This is a genomic window from Brevundimonas sp., from assembly GCF_041688735.1.
Taxonomy (GTDB): domain Bacteria; phylum Pseudomonadota; class Alphaproteobacteria; order Caulobacterales; family Caulobacteraceae; genus Brevundimonas.
In genome coordinates this window covers 17,431-26,738 of record NZ_JBDNHO010000033.1, presented here as the reverse complement: position 1 = coordinate 26,738, position 9,308 = coordinate 17,431, and the positions used below count along the sequence as shown (strand labels likewise).

Below are 9,308 nucleotides of genomic sequence, written 5' to 3'. Positions count from 1 at the left end.
CGCAGTGATGGCCGCTACGCCCGCGCCCCCGGAATCGACGTCTGCGCGGCCCGGGGCCATCATCCTGGCCCGTCATGGCGAGCCGGCCCTGTCGCGGAAATGCCTGCTGACGTCTGACCAGTATCGCGACTGGTGGGCCAAATACGAGATCGGCGGACTGCGCGCCGGCCAGATCCCGCCGCCCGAACTGCTTGTCACGGCCCAGGGCGCCGGCGCCATTTACGCCTCGACCCGTCCCCGCGCCCAGGAAACCGCCGCCGCCATTTCCGACGGTCGTGAGGTTATGTCGGACGCCCTGTTCATCGAAGCGCCCCTGCCGCCGCCGCGTTTTCCCTCCTGGTTCAAGCTGCCGCCGAAATACTGGGGCGTGGTCGCGCGTGTCTGGTGGCACGCCTTCAACCATCACGACGGTCAGGAGACGCGACGCGAGGCCGAGACCCGGTCCGAAAAGGCCGCCCAGGCCCTCATCGCCCGCGCCGAGAGCGGCCTGGACGTGCTCGTCCTCGCCCATGGCTATTTCAACCACATGGTCGGCGGGCGCCTGCGCGCCGACGGCTGGAAGCTGGTTCATAACCAGGGCTTCAAATACTGGTCCCAGCGCCGCTACGAGCGCGCCGATTAAGCGATGCTCCGCGCTTGAGGCCGGGGCCGCCCGCCTCTAGGGTCGTAGCCGATGACCGACGCCGCAAAACCCGACCTTGGTATTCCTGCCGACCTCAGCTTCGAGGACGCGCTCCAGCGCCTGGAGCAGATCGTCTCCAAGCTCGAGTCGGGACAGGCCCCGCTGGAGGAATCGATCGCCCTCTATGAGGAGGGCGCGCGCCTCAAGGCGCACTGCGAGACGCGTCTGAAGGCCGCCCAGTTGCGCGTCGAGAAGATCGTCGTCGGTCCTGACGGTCAGGCGAAGGGCATCGAACCGGCCGAGTTCAACTGATGTCGGCCCCGGTCGCACAGATCACGTTTGAAGACTTCATGAAGGTCGATGTGCGCGTGGGGCAAGTTCTGGCCGCAGACCCGTTCCCTGAGGCGCGCAAGCCGGCCTACAGGCTGGCCATCGATTTCGGCTCCACCATCGGCGTGAAGACGTCCTCGGCCCAGATCACCGCCCTCTACACCCGCGATGAACTGGTCGGCCGCAAGGTCGCCGCCGTGGTCAACTTCCCCCCGCGCCAGATCGGCCCCTTCAAGTCCGAAGTCCTGACCCTGGGCTTCCCCGACGCCGAGGGCCAGGTCGTGCTGGTTGGCGTCGACCGCGAGGTCGAGATCGGCGGGAGGCTGTTCTGACGATGCTGGCCGCCAACTCGCCGGAGCAGGGTGTCATCGACCGCGTGGCCGAGGTCGCCGACCTGGTCACCGTGGCGCTGGACGAGCTGCTGCCCCGCGCCGACGGCCCCGAATCGCGCCTGACCGAGGCCATGCGCTACGCCGCCCTCGGCCCCGGCAAGCGGCTGCGGCCCTTCTTCGCGCTGGAAGCGGCGAACCTGTTCGACATCGAGGAGAGGCCGGTGTTGCGCGCCGCCTGCGCCCTGGAATGCGTCCACGCCTACAGTCTGGTCCACGACGACCTGCCCTGCATGGACGACGACGACATGCGCCGAGGTCGCCCGACGGTGCACAAGGCCTATGACGAGGCCACCGCCGTCCTGGCCGGCGACGCGCTGCAGACCGCCGCCTTCGACATCATCCTGCATCCTGACACCCATGACGACGCCGAAATCCGCTGCGAACTGGCCGCCCGGCTGTCGCTGGCCAGCGGTGCGCGCGGCATGGCCGGCGGCCAGATGATCGACCTGCTCGGCGTGCGCGACGACCTCGGCGGCGTGGCCCGGATGCAGCGACTCAAAACCGGTGCCCTGTTCACCTACGCCTTCGAGATTCCCCTGATCATCGCCAATGCTCGAGAGACGCAGCGCCAGGCCCTGACCAGCTTCGCCCACGACATCGGCCTGGCCTACCAGATTGTCGACGACCTGCTGGACGTCGAGGGCGACGAGGACATCCTCGGCAAGGCGGCTAACAAGGACGCCGCCCAGGGCAAGACCAATTTCGTCACCCTGCTGGGCGCTCCGGCGGCGCGGCACAGGGTCGCGCACCTCGCCGATCAGGCTCGCGCCCATCTCGACGTGTTTGGCCACGACGCCGAAATCCTCAAGGCCAGCGTGGACTTCGTGCTAAAGCGCAAATCCTGAACGCTTCTCGCCCTGGCATTGACGGGCTAAGGGTGGATCAAAGAGACCTCACTCGACTTAGAGTTTTCATGCCCGACACCCCGCTGCTCGACCAGGTTCATCTCCCCGCAGACACGCGCGGGTTCGACATCCCCCAGCTGCGCCGGCTGGCGGACGAGCTGCGGGCCGAGACGATCGACGCGGTCTCCGTCACCGGCGGCCATCTGGGCGCCGGTCTCGGCGTGGTTGAGCTGACAGTCGCCCTGCACCATGTGTTCGAGACGCCGAAGGACATCCTGATCTGGGACGTCGGTCACCAGTGCTATCCGCACAAGATCCTGACCGGCCGCCGCGACCGCATCCGCACCCTGCGCATGCCGGGCGGCCTGTCGGGCTTCACCAAACGGTCCGAGAGCGAATACGACCCCTTCGGCGCGGCCCACGCCTCGACCTCGATCAGCGCCGCTCTCGGCTTCTGCGCCGCCCGCGACCAGAAGGGCGAAACCAACAAGGTCGTGGCCGTCATCGGCGACGGCTCGATGTCGGCGGGCATGGCCTATGAGGCGATGAACAATGCCGCCGAAACGACCAAACAGCTGGTCGTCATTCTGAACGACAACGACATGTCGATCGCGCCTCCGGTCGGGGGCATGAGCGCCTACCTGGCCAAACAGGTTTCCGGCGGGGCCTATCGCAATTTCCGACGCTTCGGAAAGTCGGTCGCCGAACACCTGCCGCGCCCGTTCCGCGACGCCGCGCGCAAGGCCGAGGAATATGCCCGCGGCATGATCGTGGGCGGCACCTTCTTCGAGGAGCTGGGCTTCTACTACGTCGGGCCGGTGGACGGGCACGACATGGACAATCTGGTCCCCATCCTCAAGAACGCCGCCGCCATCACCGACCGCCCGGTGATAGTCCACGTCGTGACGCAGAAGGGCAAAGGCTATGCCCCCGCCGAGAGCAGCGCCGACAAACTGCACGCCGTCGCCAAGTTCGACATCGTCTCGGGCCAGCAATCCAAATCCGTCTCCAACGCGCCCAGCTACACCAAGGTGTTCGGGACCGAGCTGATCAAGCGCGCCGCGCTGGACCCCAGCATCGTCGCCATCACCGCCGCCATGCCGTCGGGTACCGGTCTGGACCTCTTCGGTCAGGCCTATCCGACCCGCACCTATGACGTCGGCATCGCCGAACAGCATGCCGTCACCTTCGCGGCCGGTCTGGCCGCCGACGGGATGAAGCCGGTCTGCGCCATCTATTCGACCTTCCTCCAGCGCGGCTACGACCAGGTCGTCCACGACGTCGCCATACAGAAGCTTCCGGTCCGTTTCGCCATGGACCGCGCCGGTCTGGTCGGAGCCGACGGCGCCACCCACGCCGGGTCCTTCGACATCGGCTATATGGGTTCCCTGCCGGGCATGGTGCTGATGGCCGCCGCCGACGAGGCCGACCTCGCCGCCATGATCGCCACCAGTCTGGAGATCGACGACCGCCCGTCGGCCTTCCGCTATCCCCGCGGCGACGGCGTCGGGGTCGAGATTCCGGAGCTCGCCGCCCCGCTCGAGATCGGCAGGGGCCGCATCGTCCGCGAGGGCACGGCGGTCGCCATCCTGTCGCTGGGCACCCGGCTTCAGGAAGCGCTCAAGGCCGCCGACATGCTGGCCGCGCGCGGCGTCTCGGTCACCGTCGCCGACGCCCGCTTCGCCAAGCCGCTGGACGCCGATCTGATCCTTCGCCTCGCCCGCGAGCATGAAGCGATCATCACGGTGGAGGAGGGGGCCATGGGCGGCTTCGGCGCCTTCGTGCTCCAGCTCCTGGCCAAAAAGGGCGCGCTGGACGCGGGCCTGAAGATCCGCACCCTCCACCTGCCCGACATCTTTCAGGACCAGGACTCGCCCGAGGCCATGTATGTCACCGCGGGGCTCAACGCCGACCACATCGCCGCCGCGGCCCTGCAGGCGCTGGGCGTCGAGGCCAGCCGCGCGGTCAGAGCCTGAAACGCTAGAACGAAATCGGTTTGGACGCGATCGCGTCCGAATTCAGATTTCGTACCGGGATCATGCTGGAGCCTGATTTACGGCATCGGCGGACTCGCGAAGCGATTCCTCCCCAACCGATAAGGCTTCAGGACGCAACCTGCGACGTCCTGACCCGTTCCTCTCCGGGGCTTGCCAGGATCAGTCGCATGAAAACGTTTGTCGTCGCTCTATCCGCCGCCCTCGCCGTTGGGGCGTGTGCTCCCGCCATGGCCCAGAACTCCGCTCCGGCGACCGTCGCCACGCCTGAATCCTCCGCCCAACTGGTCATCATCCGTGACACGGACGACACCCTGACCTGCCCCCAGATGTCGGAAGAAGCGGCTCAGCTCAGCCAGACCATGGGTGCCGAACCCGACGGTGGCCTGTTCGGCGCGATGAGCGGCGTCGCCCGCGCCGGCGCGGCCATGGTCATTCCCGGTGCCGGCCTGGTGATGGCGGGTGCCGACGCCCTGACCCGCCCCGACCGTGAGCGTAAGGAAGCTGACTACCGCGCCGTCGAGCGACGTTGGTACTATTTGAACGGCCTCTATGCCGGCCGGGACTGCCAACAACAGGCCGAGGCGGCCAGTTCAACCCCGGCCAGCCCGGCCGACGCAGTCCCCGCCCAGACCGCTCGTGGTTCCTGAAGTCACCCAGGGCCGCTCTGCCCTTTCGTCATCCGTTGGCGCGAGAGTGCGGCCCAGTGCTCCCCGGACAACGAGCCCTCGGGGCGAGCCCGATCCGGCTAGGCGACGATGCTTGCCCGAATCCCCAGCCGCCGCCAGCGACGGTTCGCCACGCCCCCGAGACGACGAAGCAAACATGCGGAAAATCAACGCCGTACAGCACGCCCGCCCCGCCTTGACCTGAACGGGTCGCGCCTATAGTTTCCGCGCCGAATTCAGACCCCTTCGACGCCCGCCTTCCGGTGACCAGCGGCGAGGCGCTGAGGCCACAATGTCCCTGCCACCGGAATCGCGCGAAGAGGCGATCGCTCGTCTCAACGAAAGCGCATCCGATCTGGAGGCGCGCACCGCCCGGCAGATCTCTCACGAGGCGGCGGGTCAGGCGGCGGCGGGACAAGCCTGGAAGATTCTCGCCGATCTGTTCGGTGGCGTCTTCGTCGGTCTGGGGGCGGGCTTTCTCGTGGACTGGTTCCTTGGAATCACTCCGTGGGGCATCATCGGTGGAGTCCTTCTGGGCTTTGCCCTGTCGATCTATATGGCGCGCCGTACGGCCAATCGGCTGATGGCGCAGGCTAAGGCGGCAGGTGTCACGGCTCAGGCCGTGCCCTACGAGGAAGCCGGCGAACAAGACGAGGAGCGATAGGCGCTTGGCCGATCCGATTGAGCAGTTTCAGGTCAAGCCCATCGCGGGGCTGGATTTCGGCGAGGTCACCCTTCCGATTCTCGGCAGTGTGCAGGTGGCCTTCACCAATTCGCACCTGGCCATGACAATCGCCTTTGCAGCCGTCGTGCTGTTCCTGACGCTCGTCACTTCCAACGCCAAAGTCGTTCCCGGTCGTCTCCAGGCTGCGGGCGAGACCCTGTTCGACCTGATCGACGGCGTGACCGACTCCATCATCGGCCACGACGGGCGAAAATATTTCCCGTTCGTCTTCACCCTGTTCATGCTGATCCTGGCCATGAACCTGCTGGGGATGTTCCTGTCGTTCACCGCGACATCGCAACTGGCGGTGACCAGCACCTTTGCCCTCATCACCATCCTGCTGGTCGTCGGCATCGGCTTCGCCAAGCATGGCTTGGGTTTCTTCAGCCTGTTCTGGCCCGCCAGCGCGCCGCTGGTGTTGCGTCCCGTTGTCGGTGCGATCGAGTTCCTGTCATTCCTGCTGCGTCCCATCACCCTGGCCCTGCGTTTGTTCGGCAACATGCTGGGTGGCCACATCGCCCTGAAGATATTCGCGGGCTTCGTGGTGTCGATGGGTGGTCTTGCGGCCGCCGGCGGGGTGGGTCTGCTGGGCCTGCCCGTCGCCGCGCTGTCGATGGGGATGGTCGTGGGAATCACCGCTCTGGAGTTCCTCGTGGCCTTCCTTCAAGCCTTCGTTTTCGCCGTTCTGGCCAGCATCTATCTCAATGATGTGGTCAACCTGGGTGAAGGCCACTAAGGCCGTCCCAGTTTTCGCCAATCCATCCAACCTGTCTGAATAGGATACTCATCATGGAACCCGAATCCTTCAAATACTTCGGTATCGGCCTGGCCACCCTGGGCATGCTCGGCTCGGCCATCGGCGTGGGCAACATCTTCGGCAACTTCCTGGCCGGTGCCCTGCGCAACCCGTCGGCTGCCGCGTCGCAAGTTGGCAACCTGTTCGTGGGCGCGGCCCTGGTCGAAGCCCTGGGCATTCTCGCCTTCGTGCTCGGCATTCTGGCCTGGCTGGGCTAAACCCCGACCGGAAATGATGCGGCGGCGCGAGCGAACCTTTCGGAACGCCCGCGCCGCCGTCGCTATTTGCTGAACAGACAGACGGGTCCATGGCCACGACACCCTCCCAAGACGCAGCGCCGCTTTCCGCGGACCAGATGCACGCCGGAACGGCGACGCCCGTCACTCAAGGCGAATCGGCCGGACTGCCGCAATTCGAATTTGAAAACTGGGCCGGGCAGATCGTCTATCTGCTCATCCTGTTCCTTGCCCTCTATCTGCTGATCTCGAGGGTCTTCGCGCCCCGCCTCCGCCGGGTGATGGACCAGAGGGCCGACACCATTTCCTCCGCCGTCGCCACCGCGCGTCAGGTCCAGGCCGAAGCCGCCGAGCAGGCCGTCGTGGCTAAGATCGAGGTCGAGCAGGCCCGGGCCACCTCGCGGGCTACCGTCGCCGCTGCCCGCGCTCGCGTTGCGGAGGAAGCCAACGCCCGCGCCGCCGCCGAAGAGTCCGTCGTCTCCGCGCGCATCGCCGAGGCCGAGGCCGCCATTGCCCGGACCCGCGACGCCGCCATGGTCAACGTCGGGGCCATCGCCTCCGACACCCTGGTCGCCATCGTCGACCGACTGACCGGCAAGGCCCCGACCGCCGCAGAGGCCGCCGCCGCCGTCAAGGGAGCCGCCTGACATGAACGTGTTCCTGAAAGAGGGTTTCTTCGCTCTCGACAGCTCCGAGCTATGGGTCGGCATCGGCCTGCTTCTGTTCTTCGCCATCCTGCTGTGGGCGGGCGTGCACAAACTGGTCGCCGGCCAACTCGACGCCAAGGCTGCCAAAATCCAGGGCCAACTCGACGAGGCCGCCCGACTGCGAGCCGAGGCCGAGGCCCTGTTGGCCCAGATCCGCGCCGAAAAAGCCGAGGCAGAAGCCCAGGCCGCCGCGATGCTGAAGGCCGCCGAGGCCGACGCCCGTCTGATGGAAGTCGAGGCCAAGGCCAGGCTCGAAGAGACCCTGAAGCGTCGTCAGGCCTTGGCCGAGCGCCGCATCGCCCAGGCCGAGGTCCGGGCCATCGCCGAGGTCAAGACCGCCGCAGCCGACCTCGCCGCCCGCGCCGCTGAACAAATCCTCGCCGCCCGTCTGGCCGGCCAGACGACCGACCCCCTGCTCGACGCCGCCATCGCCCAGATCGGCGCGCGGTTGAACTGAGCCCGGGAGGCGTCAGTGTGCCGGCGCGGCGCTGAACGGGTGGTGGGCTGACTTGTCCCGCCTCACCAGCCGCCCGTAGACGTTGCCCAGCAAGATACCGAAGACGGCGTGACTGACGATCATCCAGGCCAGGCTGCCGAAGCCCGCTCGCATGAAGAACATGCCCGCGCCGCCGATCGGCGCGATGACCAGAGCCATCAGGATGAAGGCACCCACGGCGAACAGGATGCCCTTCGATTCGGGCGTGTCCGTCGGCAGTCTCGTGCACAGTACGCCGAACACCGCGCCCAGGCCCAGTCCGGCTAAGATGTGCACGGCCCAGCCGATAACGAGATTGTCCGGATTCTGAAGGATGACGGCCATGAGCTGCGGAAACGCGACCGCCCAGTGACCGACCGACAAGTTGATGGCCTCGAGGACCGAAACCACGGTCGTGGCCGCGAAACCGGCGACCAGGCCCTTTTGTACGCGTGACATCATGACCCTAGCGCCTCCCAACGCCAGCTTCTGTTTTGATAACGCTTGGGCAGCATACGCCTGTTGGGCGGAACTGCGTTCAAATTGCCGTGCCCGGCCGGATCAAGTCCAGTGCGCGCCGGTAAGGGCTTCGGAGGCCTCCCACAGCCGCGCCGCGACTTCCGCGTCGCGGGCCTGGTGGCAAATCTCGGCAGGTCCGGCCGGTCCCTTGAGCTCGTTCATTCGGGTCGGGCCGTAGTAACCTCCGGGCAGAACTTCGGCCGCCGTCGCTGCCATGAGGATTGGCAGAGCTCCGTCCGCTTGCGAGTGACTGACGAGCGGCTCGATCAGGGGGCGGAAGATCAGGCCCATCACCGCCCGGGCGATGGGCGAACCGATCAGCGGCCCGTTGGCGATCAGGGCGGTTCGCGCATAGCCGGGATGGGCCGCCACGCTGGTCAGGCCCCAACCGTTCACCGCGCTGCGTCTGTCGAGCTCAAGCGCGAACATCAGCGTTGCCAGTTTGGACTGGGCGTAGACCGGCCAAGGCTTGTAGTCGACCTGGTACTGCAGGTCGTCCAGACGGATCTTGCCGTGCCGATGCGCGATGCTGGACAGCTGAACCACGCGCGCATGGCCGGCTCGCAGCAGTGGAAGCAGTCGCCCCGTGAGGGCGAAATGCCCGAGGTAGTTGGTCGCCAGCTGGGTCTCGAAGCCGTCTTCGGTGGTCGAACGCTTCGGCGGGGACATCACGCCGGCGTTGTTGATCAGGATGTCAACGGGCCGACCTTCGGACAGCAGGCGAGCTGCAAAGTCCATAACCGAAGCCTGGGACGCCAGGTCCAGCGGCTCGAACCGCAGCCGGGCGTCCGGCTGACCCAGCCGGATGGTTGTGATCGCGGCGTTGGCGCGGTCGGCGTTGCGGGTCGCCACGATGACTTCCGCCCCTTTGGCGGCCAGAGCCTTCGCGGTCTCGAACCCCGTGCCGCTATTGGATCCGGTGACGACGGCCAGCTTGCCGGTATGGTCGGGGATGTCGCGGATAGTGAAACGGGTCATGCCGGACAGGTTGGGCCGCGAC

General features: G+C 66.7%; 13 protein-coding genes. 11 read left to right on the top strand and 2 right to left on the bottom strand.

The features are described 5' to 3' along the window. The first annotated feature begins 7 nt into the window (after positions 1 to 7). The 11 genes from ACESMO_RS04160 (at position 8) to ACESMO_RS04110 (ending at position 7,771) form a co-directional block, all read left to right on the top strand. Positions 8 to 622, top strand: a complete 615-nt coding sequence (locus tag ACESMO_RS04160) for a histidine phosphatase family protein (RefSeq protein WP_372706922.1) — start codon at positions 8 to 10, stop codon at positions 620 to 622. A gap of 51 nt (positions 623 to 673) precedes the next feature. Further along, entirely contained in the window at positions 674 to 934 is a 261-nt protein-coding gene (locus ACESMO_RS04155; protein ID WP_372706921.1) for an exodeoxyribonuclease VII small subunit, read from the top strand. Continuing rightward, a complete protein-coding gene (locus ACESMO_RS04150) occupies positions 934 to 1,284 on the top strand; it encodes a tRNA-binding protein (protein ID WP_372706920.1) in 351 nt (116 codons plus the stop codon). Before ACESMO_RS04155 ends, ACESMO_RS04150 begins: the two co-directional genes overlap by 1 nt. Before the next feature lie 2 nt (positions 1,285 to 1,286). After that, on the top strand, positions 1,287 to 2,189 hold the full coding sequence (locus ACESMO_RS04145; RefSeq protein WP_372706919.1) for a polyprenyl synthetase family protein: 903 nt from the start codon (positions 1,287 to 1,289) through the stop codon (positions 2,187 to 2,189). Positions 2,190 to 2,257: 68 nt separating this feature from the next. After that, positions 2,258 to 4,165: a 1-deoxy-D-xylulose-5-phosphate synthase gene (gene dxs, locus ACESMO_RS04140; RefSeq protein WP_372706918.1), complete on the top strand. Its 1,908-nt coding sequence runs from the start codon at positions 2,258 to 2,260 to the stop codon at positions 4,163 to 4,165. 188 nt (positions 4,166 to 4,353) lie between these two features. Further along, positions 4,354 to 4,833 (top strand): hypothetical protein, encoded by a 480-nt coding sequence (locus ACESMO_RS04135; RefSeq protein ID WP_372706917.1) that lies wholly within the window; start codon positions 4,354 to 4,356, stop codon positions 4,831 to 4,833. A gap of 310 nt (positions 4,834 to 5,143) precedes the next feature. Next, positions 5,144 to 5,515 (top strand): F0F1 ATP synthase assembly protein I, encoded by a 372-nt coding sequence (locus ACESMO_RS04130; RefSeq protein WP_372706916.1) that lies wholly within the window; start codon positions 5,144 to 5,146, stop codon positions 5,513 to 5,515. 4 nt (positions 5,516 to 5,519) lie between these two features. After that, entirely contained in the window at positions 5,520 to 6,311 is a 792-nt protein-coding gene (locus ACESMO_RS04125) for a F0F1 ATP synthase subunit A (protein WP_372706915.1), read from the top strand. Between the two features lie 53 nt (positions 6,312 to 6,364). After that, entirely contained in the window at positions 6,365 to 6,589 is a 225-nt protein-coding gene (locus tag ACESMO_RS04120) for a F0F1 ATP synthase subunit C (RefSeq protein ID WP_372706914.1), read from the top strand. Positions 6,590 to 6,678: 89 nt separating this feature from the next. Next, a complete protein-coding gene (locus ACESMO_RS04115) occupies positions 6,679 to 7,254 on the top strand; it encodes a hypothetical protein (protein WP_372706913.1) in 576 nt (191 codons plus the stop codon). 1 nt (position 7,255) lies between these two features. Beyond that, positions 7,256 to 7,771, top strand: coding sequence for a F0F1 ATP synthase subunit B (locus ACESMO_RS04110; protein WP_372706912.1), 516 nt, complete (start codon positions 7,256 to 7,258; stop codon positions 7,769 to 7,771). A 12-nt stretch (positions 7,772 to 7,783) separates the two neighbouring features. Here the strand turns inward: ACESMO_RS04110 and ACESMO_RS04105 are convergent, their stop codons facing one another. Together ACESMO_RS04105 and ACESMO_RS04100 are read right to left on the bottom strand one after the other, a co-directional pair. Beyond that, positions 7,784 to 8,248, bottom strand: coding sequence for a DUF6789 family protein (locus ACESMO_RS04105; protein WP_372706911.1), 465 nt, complete (start codon positions 8,246 to 8,248; stop codon positions 7,784 to 7,786). A 102-nt stretch (positions 8,249 to 8,350) separates the two neighbouring features. After that, on the bottom strand, positions 8,351 to 9,286 hold the full coding sequence (locus ACESMO_RS04100; RefSeq protein ID WP_372706910.1) for an SDR family oxidoreductase: 936 nt from the start codon (positions 9,284 to 9,286) through the stop codon (positions 8,351 to 8,353). Between the last annotated feature and the right edge of the window lie 22 nt (positions 9,287 to 9,308).

Coding starts and splice junctions, on each gene's coding strand:
- ACESMO_RS04100 (WP_372706910.1), bottom strand. CDS start 9,286: ATGACCCGTTTCACTATCCGCGACATCCCCGACCATACCGGCAAGCTG.
- ACESMO_RS04105 (WP_372706911.1), bottom strand. CDS start 8,248: ATGTCACGCGTACAAAAGGGCCTGGTCGCCGGTTTCGCGGCCACGACC.
- ACESMO_RS04160 (WP_372706922.1), top strand. CDS start 8: ATGGCCGCTACGCCCGCGCCCCCGGAATCGACGTCTGCGCGGCCCGGG.
- ACESMO_RS04130 (WP_372706916.1), top strand. CDS start 5,144: ATGTCCCTGCCACCGGAATCGCGCGAAGAGGCGATCGCTCGTCTCAAC.
- ACESMO_RS04115 (WP_372706913.1), top strand. CDS start 6,679: ATGGCCACGACACCCTCCCAAGACGCAGCGCCGCTTTCCGCGGACCAG.
- ACESMO_RS04150 (WP_372706920.1), top strand. CDS start 934: ATGTCGGCCCCGGTCGCACAGATCACGTTTGAAGACTTCATGAAGGTC.
- ACESMO_RS04110 (WP_372706912.1), top strand. CDS start 7,256: ATGAACGTGTTCCTGAAAGAGGGTTTCTTCGCTCTCGACAGCTCCGAG.
- ACESMO_RS04135 (WP_372706917.1), top strand. CDS start 4,354: ATGAAAACGTTTGTCGTCGCTCTATCCGCCGCCCTCGCCGTTGGGGCG.
- ACESMO_RS04120 (WP_372706914.1), top strand. CDS start 6,365: ATGGAACCCGAATCCTTCAAATACTTCGGTATCGGCCTGGCCACCCTG.
- dxs (WP_372706918.1), top strand. CDS start 2,258: ATGCCCGACACCCCGCTGCTCGACCAGGTTCATCTCCCCGCAGACACG.
- ACESMO_RS04155 (WP_372706921.1), top strand. CDS start 674: ATGACCGACGCCGCAAAACCCGACCTTGGTATTCCTGCCGACCTCAGC.
- ACESMO_RS04145 (WP_372706919.1), top strand. CDS start 1,287: ATGCTGGCCGCCAACTCGCCGGAGCAGGGTGTCATCGACCGCGTGGCC.